At 63.4% G+C, this 12,406-nt stretch carries 16 protein-coding genes; 7 read left to right on the plus strand and 9 right to left on the minus strand.

Going from position 1 to position 12,406, the window contains the following annotated elements; all coding sequences use genetic code 11:
- Window positions 1-70 precede the first annotated feature (70 nt).
- The 6 genes from ACODSK_RS30960 to ACODSK_RS30985 all read right to left on the minus strand — a co-directional run bounded on the left by ACODSK_RS30960 (window position 71) and on the right by ACODSK_RS30985 (window position 4,128).
- Window positions 71-1,411 carry a sensor histidine kinase gene (locus tag ACODSK_RS30960; protein WP_489021746.1) on the minus strand — a complete coding sequence of 447 codons (1,341 nt, stop codon included), beginning with the start codon at window positions 1,409-1,411 and terminating at the stop codon, window positions 71-73.
- 54 nt (window positions 1,412-1,465) lie between these two features.
- Window positions 1,466-1,903, minus strand: a complete 438-nt coding sequence (locus ACODSK_RS30965) for an LTXXQ domain protein (protein WP_489021721.1) — start codon at window positions 1,901-1,903, stop codon at window positions 1,466-1,468.
- 126 nt (window positions 1,904-2,029) lie between these two features.
- On the minus strand, window positions 2,030-2,707 hold the full coding sequence (locus ACODSK_RS30970; protein WP_489021723.1) for a response regulator transcription factor: 678 nt from the start codon (window positions 2,705-2,707) through the stop codon (window positions 2,030-2,032).
- 7 nt (window positions 2,708-2,714) lie between these two features.
- Complete coding sequence (locus tag ACODSK_RS30975; RefSeq protein WP_489021724.1) at window positions 2,715-3,107, minus strand: SH3 domain-containing protein; 393 nt, start codon at window positions 3,105-3,107, stop codon at window positions 2,715-2,717.
- Between the two features lie 123 nt (window positions 3,108-3,230).
- Window positions 3,231-3,530 carry a YciI family protein gene (locus ACODSK_RS30980; RefSeq protein ID WP_489021726.1) on the minus strand — a complete coding sequence of 100 codons (300 nt, stop codon included), beginning with the start codon at window positions 3,528-3,530 and terminating at the stop codon, window positions 3,231-3,233.
- 1 nt (window position 3,531) lies between these two features.
- Entirely contained in the window at window positions 3,532-4,128 is a 597-nt protein-coding gene (locus tag ACODSK_RS30985; RefSeq protein WP_489021727.1) for a septation protein A, read from the minus strand.
- 67 nt (window positions 4,129-4,195) lie between these two features.
- Between ACODSK_RS30985 and ACODSK_RS30990 the strand changes: the two genes are divergently transcribed.
- The 5 genes from ACODSK_RS30990 to rluB all read left to right on the plus strand — a co-directional run bounded on the left by ACODSK_RS30990 (window position 4,196) and on the right by rluB (window position 8,542).
- Complete coding sequence (locus ACODSK_RS30990; protein WP_489021729.1) at window positions 4,196-5,059, plus strand: PHP domain-containing protein; 864 nt, start codon at window positions 4,196-4,198, stop codon at window positions 5,057-5,059.
- Between the two features lie 13 nt (window positions 5,060-5,072).
- A complete protein-coding gene (locus tag ACODSK_RS30995; RefSeq protein ID WP_489021730.1) occupies window positions 5,073-5,702 on the plus strand; it encodes an L-threonylcarbamoyladenylate synthase in 630 nt (209 codons plus the stop codon).
- 14 nt (window positions 5,703-5,716) lie between these two features.
- The gene (locus tag ACODSK_RS31000; protein ID WP_489021748.1) at window positions 5,717-6,529 is read left to right on the plus strand and encodes a segregation and condensation protein A; all 813 of its coding nucleotides are present in this window, start codon (window positions 5,717-5,719) and stop codon (window positions 6,527-6,529) included.
- A 15-nt stretch (window positions 6,530-6,544) separates the two neighbouring features.
- Window positions 6,545-7,333: an SMC-Scp complex subunit ScpB gene (scpB, locus tag ACODSK_RS31005; RefSeq protein WP_489021732.1), complete on the plus strand. Its 789-nt coding sequence runs from the start codon at window positions 6,545-6,547 to the stop codon at window positions 7,331-7,333.
- A gap of 150 nt (window positions 7,334-7,483) precedes the next feature.
- Window positions 7,484-8,542 (plus strand): 23S rRNA pseudouridine(2605) synthase RluB, encoded by a 1,059-nt coding sequence (gene rluB / locus ACODSK_RS31010; RefSeq protein ID WP_489021734.1) that lies wholly within the window; start codon window positions 7,484-7,486, stop codon window positions 8,540-8,542.
- A 66-nt stretch (window positions 8,543-8,608) separates the two neighbouring features.
- Here rluB and ACODSK_RS31015 read toward each other — a convergent pair whose 3' ends face one another.
- Together ACODSK_RS31015 and ACODSK_RS31020 are read right to left on the minus strand one after the other, a co-directional pair.
- Window positions 8,609-9,010, minus strand: a complete 402-nt coding sequence (locus ACODSK_RS31015; RefSeq protein WP_489021736.1) for a type II toxin-antitoxin system MqsA family antitoxin — start codon at window positions 9,008-9,010, stop codon at window positions 8,609-8,611.
- A gap of 2 nt (window positions 9,011-9,012) precedes the next feature.
- Entirely contained in the window at window positions 9,013-9,309 is a 297-nt protein-coding gene (locus tag ACODSK_RS31020) for a type II toxin-antitoxin system MqsR family toxin (RefSeq protein ID WP_489021738.1), read from the minus strand.
- Between the two features lie 650 nt (window positions 9,310-9,959).
- On the opposite strand from ACODSK_RS31020, the gene ACODSK_RS31025 reads away from it, so the two are divergent.
- Together ACODSK_RS31025 and arfB are read left to right on the plus strand one after the other, a co-directional pair.
- Window positions 9,960-11,369, plus strand: coding sequence for an amino acid permease (locus tag ACODSK_RS31025; protein ID WP_489021740.1), 1,410 nt, complete (start codon window positions 9,960-9,962; stop codon window positions 11,367-11,369).
- A gap of 78 nt (window positions 11,370-11,447) precedes the next feature.
- A complete protein-coding gene (arfB, locus tag ACODSK_RS31030; protein ID WP_489021742.1) occupies window positions 11,448-11,861 on the plus strand; it encodes an alternative ribosome rescue aminoacyl-tRNA hydrolase ArfB in 414 nt (137 codons plus the stop codon).
- Window positions 11,862-11,973: 112 nt separating this feature from the next.
- On the opposite strand, the gene ACODSK_RS31035 is transcribed toward arfB, so the two are convergent.
- The gene (locus ACODSK_RS31035; protein ID WP_489021744.1) at window positions 11,974-12,105 is read right to left on the minus strand and encodes a hypothetical protein; all 132 of its coding nucleotides are present in this window, start codon (window positions 12,103-12,105) and stop codon (window positions 11,974-11,976) included.
- Window positions 12,106-12,406 lie beyond the last annotated feature (301 nt).

The following is a 12,406-nucleotide window of genomic DNA, read 5'->3' on the forward strand; positions in this document are numbered from 1 at the left end:
ACCGTAATCGGTGTCCGGAAAAACTTGACCAGAACAGCTTGCCAGCGATGAGGCCATCAGCCGCCACCAATCAACCACTGACACTTCCCTGAATTGGCAGCACCAGGGTCGCCACGAACCCACCCTGTGGATGATTGGCCAGTTGCAACGTCCCGCCATGCCGCTCCGCCGCCTTGCGCGCAATTGCCAGCCCCAGGCCATGCCCCGCCGCCGTCTGCCCCGGTGCGCGGAAGAACGGCTCACCCAACTGCTCCAGATGCTCCGCCGCGACTCCGGGCCCATGGTCGCGCACGCTAAGCAGAATCTGCTCGCCATCGCGCTCCGCCGTCACCTCGATCGGCTGGCCTTCTGGGTTGAAGCGCAAGGCGTTGCGCAGCAGGTTGTCCACCGCGCGTTCCACCAGGGTCGGCCAGCCGTGCAGGTTCAGCCCCGGCACTTCCCTGAGCTTGATCAACTGCTCCGGCGCACTCAGTTGCGCGTCCTTGCACACGCCATTGACCACCGCATTGACGTCCACCGGCTCGGCATGGGCCTGTTCGGCGTCGACCCGGGCCAGCACGAGAATTTCGCTGATCAGGGCTTCCAGGCGGTCGCATTCGCGGGTCAGGCGCGGCCAGTAGGTATCGCGCTGCTCCGGTTCGGCGCGCTCGGCCAGGGCCAGGGCGATGCGCAGGCGGGCCAGGGGCGAGCGCAGTTCGTGGGAGACGTCCCGCAGCAACTGACGCTGGCTGCCGATCAGGCTCTGCAGGCGTGAGCCCATGCGGTTGAAGTCATTGGCCAGCACGCCGAACTCATCACGGCGGGCGGCCAGGCGGGCCAGGCTGTTCTGCTGGTAGCTGGTCTGCCCGAGGTCATGCACCGCGCTGCGCAGGCGGCTGAGCGGGCGGGTGATGGACAGGGTCACCAGCAAGCTGAACAGGGTCAGTACCACCAGGGCGATGCCCAGGGCGCTGAGCGGCCAGATCAGGCTGTCGCGGTGCCAGGCGTCCAGTTCCGGGTGGGGTATGCGGTAGATCAGCAGGTAGGTCTCGCCGCTGTTGGGGCTGGTGTATTCCTCGGTCAGGCGGCGCCAGGGCAATGGACGATGGTCGCTGCCCTGGCGTTGCTCGAAGACCATGGCCCGGCGCGGGAAGGTGCCAGGAACCACGGAGTCGCCGGCTTCGTTGAGCACCTGGGTGTCGATGTGATAGCGCCGCTTGCGCTGCTCCAGGTACTGCTGGGCGGCTTCCGGACCGAGGGTCTCGTAGCGCTGGGTCCAGTTCTTCGCCAGGGTGTTGAGGCCCGGATGGCGGCTGAGGATCCAGGCGTCCTGGTTGAGCATGTGCCCGAGCAGGATCGACAGGCCGGCGACCAGGGCGATGGCAAGCCAGAAGCTGGCCAGGATTCGCCAGAACAGTGAGCGCAAGGGCAGTCCCTCAAACGGCAAAGCCCGGCCTGCTTGCGCAGGCCGGGCGGGGTTCATGGATTATTGGGCCTTTTTGCCATGCTCGGCTTTCCAGGCCTGGAACTGCTGCCATTCGGCGCGGCGTTCCTCGCGTTGTTTCTTCATCTCGTCGAACTGCTTTTGCTGTTCAGGCTTGAGCAGGGCGCGGATATCGGCCTGGGTCTTGTCCTGCTTGGCCTTGAGCTCGTCTTTCATCGCCTTCTGCTCGGCGGCTGGCAGTTTGTCCAGGTAGCGTTGGGTGACGTCGCGACGGTCTTTCATTTCCTGGCCCATCAACTTGCCGATCTGCTGGCGCTGTTCGCGGGTCAGGTCCAGTTTGGCGAACGGCTCGCCGCCGCGGTGGTGTTCGCTGAAGCGTGGGCCGTGGTCAGGACCTGGGCCCGGGCCGGCTTCCGGCATGGCCATGGCGACGGTTGGCAGGGCGGCAGCGAGCATCAGGGCGATAAGGGTCTTGCGCATGGTGTATCTCCTTTCTGAAGGCCGGTCGTTACCGGATGTGGCCAGTTTATGGAGATCAAGGTCAGCGGCGGTCAGCCGACGGTAAAGCTTGGGTAAAGAGCTTCGGCGACCTGGCTGACACACCATTCAGAGGCTGTAGTAGTAGCCGCGGCTGCGCAGGGCGACGATGCGTGGACGCCCGTCCGGGTGGGGACCGATCTTCTTGCGCAGGTTGCTGACGTGCATGTCGAGGCTGCGGTCGTACAGGGTCAGCTTGCGGCCCAGGGCGATCTGCGCCAGCTCCTGCTTGTCCAGCGGCTCGCCGGGCTGGCGCAGCAGCGCTTCGAGGATGCGGCTCTCGGACAGGGTCAGGGTCAGCTCGCGCTCGTCGATCTCGACCACGCCGCGGGCCGGGCTGAAATGCAGGTCGCCGAGTTCCACCTGGGTCGGCGCCGCGGGGGCATGGCTGCGGCGCAGCACGGCGCGCAGGCGGGCGGTGAGCTCGCGGGGATCGCAGGGTTTGGCCAGATAATCGTCGGCGCCCAGTTCGAGGCCGAGGATGCGGTCCAGCGGCTCGCCACGGGCGGACAGCATCAATACCGGCAGTTCGGCGTGGTCGCTGCGCAACTGCTTGAGCAACTCAAGGCCGCTGCCGTCGGGCAGCATCACATCCAGCACCACGGCGGCGGGGGCCTGTTCGGCCAGGGCTTTGCGGGCACTGTGGCCATCGTGGCAGGCACGAACCTGGAAACCCTCCTGGCCCAGCCAGTGGGCAAGCAGTTCGCAGAGTTCCTGGTCATCGTCAATCAGTAGCAGCTCGCTCATTTCTCACTCAATTCAACCATTGCTTGCGCCGTCTGTGGCTGCCGCTGGCAAAGATACCGCAAAGCACCGCGATCAGGGCGACCCCGCCACCGGTGACGAACCACTGCTGCTGATCGCTCAGCAGGCGTGGGCTGACACTGGCCTGGGCTTCCTTGAGCGCCAGCTTCAGGCGCTGGTTTTCCTGGCGCAGGCGGGTCAGTTGTGCGCTTTCGCGTTCGTTGTCGGCGTTCTGCAGTTGCTTGACCAGGGCTTCGCGCTGGCGTTCGCTGTCCTGCAGGCGCTGCTGCAATTCGGTGATCTGGCTGCCGGCGCTCAGCGACAGCGGGGTGGATTCTTCGGCCTGGGCGATCGGGGTCAGCAACAACAGGCACAGCAGCAGGGACAACGGACCTTGACGCATCTTAACTCCTGTAATTCAAGACGAATGTTCAGGACGTTGTCGGCAGCGCGATGAGAATAATGAGCAACCACGAAGATTAAAAGCATGGACGACGCGCCGCCGCCGGGCGGCGCATCGCAGGGGTTACGGCAGGACTTGCTTGAACGGCTTGACGATGACGTTGGCGTAGACGCCGGCGGCAACGTACGGGTCGGCTTCGGCCCAGGCCTTGGCGGCCTCCAGCGATTCGAACTCGGCGACGATCAGGCTGCCGCTGAAACCGGCAGCACCCGGGTCGTTGCTGTCGATGGCCGGGTGCGGGCCGGCGAGGACGATGCGGCCTTCGGCCTTCATCTGCTGCAGGCGCTCCAGGTGCGCCGGGCGGGCTGCCAGGCGGGCGTCCAGGGAGTTGGCGACATCGGTGGCGATAATGGCGTAGAGCATGTCATTCCTCGGGTTTGGGAGTGGTGGGATCGCTGTCGTGCAGGTGCCGGGACAGGTAGACGCCCTGGGCGACCAGGAACAGTACGGTCATGCCCAGGCTGCCGAACACCTTGAAGTCGACCCAGTAGTCCTGGAAGGTGAAGGCGACGAACAGGTTGGCCGCGCCGCAGAACAGGAAGAAGACGATCCAGGCCACGTTGAGGCGGGTCCACACGGCGTCAGGCAGGGTCAGGGCGTGGCCCATGATGCGCTTGATCAGCACCTTGTCGCCGACGAAGTGACTGCCGAGGAAGGCCAGGGCGAACAGCCAGTTGACCACCGGTGCCTTCCACTTGAGGAAGGTCTCGCTGTGGAAGGCCAGGGTCAGGCCGCCGAACACCAGGCAGGCCACCAGGGTCAGCAACTGGCCTTTTTCCAGACGGCGCTGGCGGATGAACAGGGCGCCGTAGACCACCAGCGAGCTGATGATCAGCACCGCGGTGGCGCTGTAGATGCCGCCCAGGCTGAAGCTTTGGCCGGCGACCTCGACCAGGCGCGGTTCGAGCTTGTAGACGATGAAAAACAGTAACAGCGGGATGAAATCGATGAATTGTTTCACAGTGGCAGCCAGGAGCGGGATGTCCCGGCATAATAACAAACCTCAATGAGAGGAAAAGCTTCACCCCATGAATGTTGATCTGCACTGCCACAGCACCGCCTCCGACGGTTCGCTGTCCCCCACCGATCTGGTTGCTCGCGCCTATGAACAGGGCGTGCGAGTGATGGCGCTCACCGACCACGACACCCTCGAAGGCCAGGTCGAGGCCCGCCAGGCCATGCGCGAGCGTGGCATGCAGTGGGTCAGCGGGGTCGAATTGTCGTGCACCTGGGCGGGAGCGACCATTCATGTGCTGGGCTACGGCTTCCCGCTGGACGCGCCGCCGTTGCTGGAGGCGGTGGAGGCTCTGCACCGCGGCCGCTGGCTGCGTGCCGAGGAAATCTCCCGGCGCCTGGCGGCCAAGGGCATGCCCGGTGCGCTGGAAGGCGCACGGGCGATCCAGCAGGCCCTGGGCGACAGCGGCAACGCCCCGGCGCGCCCGCATTTCGCCGATTTCCTGATCAGCGCCGGGCATGTCAAGGATCGCGCCGAAGCCTTCCGCAAGTGGCTCGGCGCCGGCAAGCTGGGCGACGTCAAGCTGCACTGGCCGACCCTCGATGACACCGTCGAGACCCTGCGCAAGTCCGGCGCCTGGGTCAGCCTGGCCCATCCCATGCATTACGAACTGACCCGCAGCAAGCGCCGTCGGCTGATTGCCGACTATATTCAAGCGGGGGGCCAGGCTCTGGAGGTGGTCAATGGTATGCAACCGGCGGAACAGGTCGGTACCTTGTCCATCCTGACCCGCGAGTTCGGTCTGCTGGCCAGTGCCGGCAGCGACTTCCATGGCCCGGGCACCTGGTCGGAAATCGGTGTCTACCGGCCCCTGCCGGAGGATCTGCCACCTCTGTGGCGTCGATTCAAACATGAGCAGCCATCCGCGGACGCCTGAACAGGAAGACAACGTGAGTCAATTTTTCCAGATACACCCGGAGAATCCACAGCCGCGCCTGATTCGGCAGGCGGTGGAGATCATCCGCAAGGGCGGGGTGGTGGTGTTTCCCACCGACTCGTCCTACGCCATGGGTTGCCAGATCGGCGACAAGGGCGCCATCGAGCGGGTGCGCCGCCTGCGCCAGTTGGACAAGAACCACAATTTCACCCTGATCTGCTGCGACATGTCGCAACTGGGGCTGTTCGCCAAGACCGACACCGGCATCTTCCGCCTGCTCAAGGCCAATGTCCCCGGCCCCTACACCTTCATCCTCAACGCCACCCGCGAAGTGCCGCGCCTGCTGATGCACGAGAAGCGCCGCACCATCGGCCTGCGCGTTCCCGATCACCCGATCACCCTGGCCTTGCTCGAAGAGCTCGGCGAGCCATTGATGAGCGTGAGCCTGATCCTGCCCGGCGACGAAGAGCCGATGACCGACCCCTACGAGATGCGCCAGGTCCTGGAACACCAGGTCGACCTGATCATCGACGGCGGTTTCGGCGGCCTGAAAGCTTCCACCGTGATCAACCTGGCTGATGGCGAGCCGGAGGTGGTGCGGGTGGGCTGCGGTGATCCGGCGCCGTTCATGGTCGAAGCGTGAGCGCGGTCGAATCGATGGAGGCACCGGTCGATCCACAGGCCGGCGCCCAGCAAGAGCTGCCGCTGGTGCTGGTCTACGGCCAGGCCCTGACGGAAATGCCGGTGGACCTGTATATCCCGCCGGACGCCCTGGAAGTCTTCCTGGAGGCCTTCGAAGGCCCGCTGGACCTGCTGCTCTATCTGATCCGCAAGCAGAACGTCGACATCCTCGATATCCCGGTGGCGGAAATCACCCGCCAGTACATGGGCTATGTCGAATTGATGAAGACCGTGCGCCTGGAACTGGCGGCCGAGTATCTGGTGATGGCCGCCATGCTCGCCGAGATCAAGTCGCGCATGCTCCTGCCCCGGGCCGAGACCGCCGAGGAAGAAGAGGACGACCCGCGCGCCGAACTGATCCGCCGTCTGCAGGAGTACGAGCGGTTCAAGGCGGCCGCCGAGGATATCGACCAGCTCAGCCGGGTCGGTCGCGATGTCATCGTGCCGCGCCTGGAAGCCCCGCAGGCCAAGGCGCGCAAGCTGCTGCCGGACGTGATCATCGAGGAAGTGCTGATGTCCATGGCCGAAGTGCTGCGGCGCAGCGACCTGTTCGAGAGCCACCAGGTCAGCCGCGAGGCGCTGTCCACCCGCGAGCGCATGAGTGAAGTGCTGGAGCGCCTGCGCGGTGCCGGTTTCGTCGCCTTCGGCGAGCTGTTCAAGGCCGAGGAGGGCAAGCTCGGGGTGGTGGTGACCTTCATGGCGATTCTTGAGTTGGTCAAGGAACAACTGGTCGAACTGGTGCAGAATGAGCCTTTTGCGCCGATCCATGTCCGGGCCCGGGCAGAGTAATCCACGAGCACCTCAATGAACCTGACTGACCCCCATGACCTGGCTCCCTTGCTGGAAGCCTTTCTGTTGGCCTCTGGCAAGGCGCAATCCCTGGAACGCCTGTTAGAGCTGTTCGAGGAGGCCGAACGTCCTGAATCCGAGGTCTTCCGGCAGGCCCTGGAGATCCTTCGCGAATCCTGCGAGGGTCGCGCGTTCGAGCTCAAGGAAGTGGCGTCCGGCTACCGCCTGCAGATTCGCGAGGACTACGCGCCCTGGGTCGGCCGCTTGTGGGAGGAGCGTCCGCAGCGCTATTCCCGCGCCTTGCTGGAAACCCTGGCGTTGATCGCCTACCGCCAGCCCATCACCCGCGGCGAAATCGAGGATGTGCGCGGCGTGGCGGTCAACAGCAACATCATCAAGACCCTGCTGGAGCGCGAGTGGGTGCGTATCGTCGGCTACCGCGAGGTGCCGGGGCGCCCGGCGATGTTTGCTACTACCAAGGCGTTCCTCGACCACTTCAACCTGAAAAGCCTCGACGAGCTGCCGCCGCTGGCCGAACTGCGCGAGATGGAGCCGTCGCCGATGCCTCCGGTGGATCTCGATGACTTGCCGGTGCCCGCGCATCTGCAGGCCCTGGCCGACGCCAGCGCCGATCCGGACGAGCAACCGCCGGCGGAAGAAACCAGCTTCCGCACCCTGTTGGTGGAGCTGGATGCGATGGAGGAGGGGCTGAAGACCGACTTCGACGATCTGCTGCGCGACCTGCCGGAGGCCGACGAGCCGGGCGACGCTGCCGACGTCGAAGAAGAAACCCCACGGGATTGACCTGCCGCCTGGCGCAAAGCCCGGCGTGTCGTTGGATATCGGTCTACTCTCTGGTGCGTTTGCGCCGCGATCAGCGTATGATTCGCGGCCTTTTTGGCGCCCGCTGCGCCAGAAACCCAGATTCGACTTTTTACACCGGGAGGTGCCCAGATGAGTGAACAAGACCTGCAAGACAGCCCGCCACGTCCGGCCGGGGAAAAACTGCAAAAAGTACTCGCACGCATTGGCGTTGGCTCGCGCCGCGACGTCGAGGCCTGGATCGGCGAAGGCCGGATCAAGGTCAACGGCGTTGCCGCGACCCTCGGCCAGCGGGTCGACCTGCACGACGCGATTTCCGTCGACGGTCGCCTGATCAAGCGTGAAGAGAGCGCCGAGTCCGTGCGCCGCGTCATCATGTACAACAAGCCTGACGGCGAGATCTGCACCCGTGACGACCCTGAGGGCCGTCCGACCGTGTTCGACCGCCTGCCGAAGCCGAAGGAAGGCCGCTGGATCAACGTCGGCCGCCTCGACATCAACACCACCGGCCTGTTGCTGTTCACCACCGACGGTGAGCTGGCCAACCGCCTGATGCACCCGTCCTTCGAGATGGACCGCGAATACGCCGTGCGCGTGCGTGGTGAAGTCGACGACGACATGATCGCGCGCCTGAAAGAAGGCGTGGTGCTGGAAGACGGTCCGGCGCGTTTCACCGACATCCAGGTGGCGCCGGGCGGTGAAGGCTTCAACCACTGGTATCACTGCGTGGTGATGGAAGGCCGCAACCGTGAGGTTCGCCGTCTCTGGGAGTCCCAGGGCCTGGTGGTCAGCCGTCTGAAGCGCGTGCGCTTCGGTCCGGTATTCCTCAACTCCGACCTGCCGATGGGCCGCTGGCGCGAAATGAGCCAGGGCGAAATCGACATCCTCGCCGCCGAAGTGGGTTTGACCCCGGTAGCGATGCCGGCGATGAACGCCAAGACCAAGGACAAGCTGGAGCGCATGCAGCGCAAGTCCAGCAAGCCGATCGGCCGTGGCGAGCGGGTACGTACCCTGCGTCCGGCCAAGGACGGTGCACCGGCAGCCGAGCGTCCGGCGCGTCAGCCGCGCGAGGAAGGCGGGCGCAAGGGCCGTACCACCGTGGCCGAGCGTCCGAGCGATGTACGGCGCAAGCCGGCAGCGCCGAAGCGCCCAGGACCGGGCGCCGGTCGTGGCAAGCCGCGGTCCGAGTAAGGGCTGCATGTGAAAGAGCCAACCTTCGGGTTGGCTTTTTTGTGGGCGTTGGAAAGGCGGGCTTTCTTAGGCTGTTCTGACTTCGCTCAGCAATTCAGGGTGACGATCGAGGAGCTTGAGCAGCTTTATCAGGGCAAGGGGTGGTTTGGTTTTGCCATTTTCGTAGCGTGAAAAGGCATTGACCCCGCCTCCGAAGATCTCGGCAGCTTCGCGCTGATCCAATGCCAGTTTCTTGCGCACGCTGGCAATGAAATCGGGGTCGACAATGGCTGCATTGATCTGTTTGGAGAACGCGCGCATTTCGTTCATGACGCGATCGGATTCTCCGGCGTCCAGCAACGACTCTCCGCAGGCCGAGCAGAAATCGCCCGTAACTGCCCCGATGATGGTGGTTTCGCCTTTGTAGGTGTAGGGCAGGTCACGGGTGTCATGCATCAGCTCCGCGCTACCGCAAACCGGACAATTCATGTTCATAGCTCCTTGAAAGAGACGATCAATACGTCTTCGATCACCGTCAGTTTCAGGTACAGATCACCTGAACGAGTGCTGGGGCGATATACGTCTTGCCAGATCCTGTGGTCGGCGTGCGTTGTCATGCTCTTGTAGTAGTCCGATGGAGTCAGTGCACGCACTACCGCAAGCACGTCGGAAAAACTGAACCCCATTTCACTTGCACCTTTTCGCGCAGATTGGGTGGTGCGGACCTTCCCGGCATCGACAAGCGCCTTCACTGCTGCGAGTCCACAATGGGGTGTCCTTTTCTCCATGGGATATTAACCTTTTTGGTTAAAAATAAATGGCGAGCCGATGTTTGGTCAAAACATCAGGGGCTGGAGTGTGGGGATTTCAGCCTGGCGGGTCAGCTACGAATGAGTGTCTGGAAATTTTTTCGACCGGCTTGTAAATATTTTGTTACGCGTATTGGCCGCTTCCCCAGTCAATCCTGCGGCAGCTTTCCTCTGTAAACATTCCTTGCCGAAATCAATCAACCATTCCCCTTGACGCGCACGTCAACATCTTGCCCGACCCCCTGCAAAACGGGCTTGATGTCGCCGACAGCCAAGTGCCCGGCCCGCCGCAGAGCGGTCCGGAAAACAGAACAAAAACGGAGGGCGCCATGTACGCCATTCACTCCCCCAGGCTTCATTTCTCCCGCAGGAACGCTACGTGCCGTCATCAAAACGTTACGCAGCGTGTTGACCCCTGCGTCAATGCAAGGGTATACAGTGCGCCGCGTTTTACCTGTGACCCTTCTGCGTACCGCGCACTCTGGCTGACGCCAGGCTGATCCCCCGAGGCTTGTCCGCGGGAATGGCCGCGTTCAAGCCCAAGGTAACCACCCCTTGCCAATTCCGCCGCGCCACGAGCGAGGCGGGTCCGATCCCGTCACAGATAAAAACAACAGGTGACTTCGTTCATGAGTGGAACAACTCCGCATTCAGGTGAGCTCAAGCGCGGCCTGAAAAATCGCCATATCCAGTTGATCGCCCTCGGTGGCGCCATCGGTACCGGCCTGTTTCTCGGCTCGGCCGGGGTGATGAAGTCGGCGGGACCGTCGATGATCCTCGGTTATGCCCTCTGCGGCTTCATCGCCTTCATGATCATGCGCCAGCTCGGCGAAATGATCGTCGAAGAGCCGGTGGCCGGTTCCTTCAGCCATTTCGCCCACAAGTACTGGGGCGGTTTCGCCGGCTTCCTGTCGGGCTGGAACTGCTGGATGCTGTACATCCTGGTGGGCATGTCGGAGCTGACCGCGGTCGGCAAGTACATCCACTACTGGTGGCCGGAGATCCCGACCTGGGCCTCGGCGGCGGCGTTCTTCATCCTGATCAACGCGATCAACCTGGCCAACGTGAAGGTGTTCGGCGAGGCCGAGTTCTGGTTCGCCATCATCAAGGTCCTGGCCATCGTCGGCATGATCGGCCTGGGCAGCTACCTGCTGGTCAGCGGCAGCGGCGGTCCGGAGGCTTCGGTCAGCAACCTGTGGGAACACGGCGGCTTCTTCCCCAATGGCGTCGGTGGTCTGGTCATGGCCCTGGCGATCATCATGTTCTCCTTCGGCGGCCTGGAAATGCTCGGTTTCACCGCCGCTGAAGCAGACAAGCCGAAGACCGTGATCCCGAAGGCGATCAACCAGGTCATCTACCGCATCCTGATCTTCTACATCGGCGCCCTGGTGGTGCTGCTGTCGCTGACCCCGTGGAACAGCCTGGTGGCCAATATCGATGCATCCGGCGGCTCCTACAGCGGCAGTCCGTTCGTCCATGTGTTCTCGATGCTGGGCAGCGACGTTGCCGCGCATATCCTCAACTTCGTGGTGCTGACCGCTGCGCTGTCGGTGTACAACAGCGGCACCTACTGCAACGCCCGCATGCTGTACGGCATGGCCGAGCAGGGCGATGCCCCGGCCAGCCTGGCGAAGATCGACAAGCGCGGCGTGCCGGTGCGGTCGATCCTGGCGTCGGCGGCAGTGACCCTGGTCGCGGTACTGCTCAACTACTTCATGCCGCAGCACGCCCTGGAACTGCTGATGTCGCTGGTGGTGGCGACCCTGGTGATCAACTGGGCAATGATCAGCTACTCGCACCTGAAATTCCGCCAGCACCTGGACCGTACCGGGCAGAAACCGCTGTTCAAGGCGCTGTGGTATCCGTTCGGCAACTACCTGTGCCTGGCTTGGGTAGTGTTGATCCTTGGCATCATGCTGATGATGGGAGGCGGCATCCAGGTTTCGGTGTTCGCGATGCCAATCTGGCTCGCGCTGATGTGGGTTTGCTACCAGCTCAAAAGCAAGCGGGTGGCGGCCGAGGCTGCTCTGGCCAAGTAAGCATTCGGGGCCGCTTTGCGGCCCCAATCCACTCCACACCGGGTATCCTGCTGCACATCTCCCACCCGGTCCCGCCGCATGCTGCAACTCTCCAACACAGTCCACATCCCCGACGACGAACTCGAATTGACCGCGATCCGCGCCCAAGGGGCCGGCGGGCAGAACGTCAACAAGGTTTCCAGTGCCGTGCACCTGCGCTTCGACAGCCAGGCGTCCTCGCTGCCGCCGTTCTACAAGGAGCGTCTGCTCCAGCTCAGTGACAGCCGCATCACCCGCGACGGCGTGATCATCATCAAGGCCCAGCAATACCGCACTCAGGAACAGAACCGGACCGATGCCCTGGAACGCCTGCGCGAGCTGATTCTTGCAGCGGTCAAGGTGGAAAAGAAGCGGCGCCCGACCAAGCCGACCCTCGGCTCGAAAACCCGTCGCCTGGACACCAAGAGCAAACGTGGTGCGATCAAGGCCGGTCGCGGCAAGGTCGATTACTGAAAGGTGTGGGGGATGTTGCGAAGGGGGGGCGGGGAATTCTTGAGCGTGTGAAAACCGGTTGGTGGGGTGGTCCCCCGGTAACCGAGGTTTTCACACGTCCTGTAGTGCGCGGTTATTCCTGGTCGGCGCTCGGTGGTTCGTCGCCTTGTTTATCCGCAGACTGGGCGGGTTCGGCATTGATGGGGGCCGGCTTCTGCTCGACATGGTTCAGGCTTGGGAAGGGAAGATTCGGGATTTCGTGCATCTCGTCGTTCCTCGCAAGGTGGTCGTAGGTGGGAAGTTCACGCCAAAAAGCGCGTATGGCTCCGGTGAAGCCGGGGGCAGGATACAGCAGTCTGGATGACAGATTGAGTTTTTCCTGCTGATTGGTAGGAAATTTACAACATTAGCGGTGTTATCAAGGGCCTCATCGCCGGCAACCTGTGGGAGCTGGCTTGCCAGCGATGAGCATGGGTATCTACACATCGTTAGCTTGGTGCAACGCGGACCGTGTGGGAGCGGCTGTTAGCCGGGACGCCGGACCGCGCGATCGGCGGCGAAGCCGT

It is taken from the genome of Pseudomonas sp. FG98, from assembly GCF_057808595.1.

Excerpts from the sequence above, each read along its gene's own strand:
- ACODSK_RS30965 (WP_489021721.1), bottom strand. The coding sequence starts at position 1,903 with ATGCGCAAGACCCTTATCGCCCTGATGCTCGCTGCCGCCCTGCCAACC.
- ACODSK_RS30970 (WP_489021723.1), bottom strand. The coding sequence starts at position 2,707 with ATGAGCGAGCTGCTACTGATTGACGATGACCAGGAACTCTGCGAACTG.
- ACODSK_RS30975 (WP_489021724.1), bottom strand. The coding sequence starts at position 3,107 with ATGCGTCAAGGTCCGTTGTCCCTGCTGCTGTGCCTGTTGTTGCTGACC.
- ACODSK_RS30980 (WP_489021726.1), bottom strand. The coding sequence starts at position 3,530 with ATGCTCTACGCCATTATCGCCACCGATGTCGCCAACTCCCTGGACGCC.
- ACODSK_RS30990 (WP_489021729.1), top strand. The coding sequence starts at position 4,196 with ATGAATGTTGATCTGCACTGCCACAGCACCGCCTCCGACGGTTCGCTG.
- ACODSK_RS31000 (WP_489021748.1), top strand. The coding sequence starts at position 5,717 with ATGGAGGCACCGGTCGATCCACAGGCCGGCGCCCAGCAAGAGCTGCCG.
- scpB (WP_489021732.1), top strand. The coding sequence starts at position 6,545 with ATGAACCTGACTGACCCCCATGACCTGGCTCCCTTGCTGGAAGCCTTT.
- rluB (WP_489021734.1), top strand. The coding sequence starts at position 7,484 with ATGAGTGAACAAGACCTGCAAGACAGCCCGCCACGTCCGGCCGGGGAA.
- ACODSK_RS31015 (WP_489021736.1), bottom strand. The coding sequence starts at position 9,010 with ATGAATTGTCCGGTTTGCGGTAGCGCGGAGCTGATGCATGACACCCGT.
- ACODSK_RS31020 (WP_489021738.1), bottom strand. The coding sequence starts at position 9,309 with ATGGAGAAAAGGACACCCCATTGTGGACTCGCAGCAGTGAAGGCGCTT.
- ACODSK_RS31025 (WP_489021740.1), top strand. The coding sequence starts at position 9,960 with ATGAGTGGAACAACTCCGCATTCAGGTGAGCTCAAGCGCGGCCTGAAA.
- arfB (WP_489021742.1), top strand. The coding sequence starts at position 11,448 with ATGCTGCAACTCTCCAACACAGTCCACATCCCCGACGACGAACTCGAA.
- ACODSK_RS31035 (WP_489021744.1), bottom strand. The coding sequence starts at position 12,105 with ATGCACGAAATCCCGAATCTTCCCTTCCCAAGCCTGAACCATGTCGAG.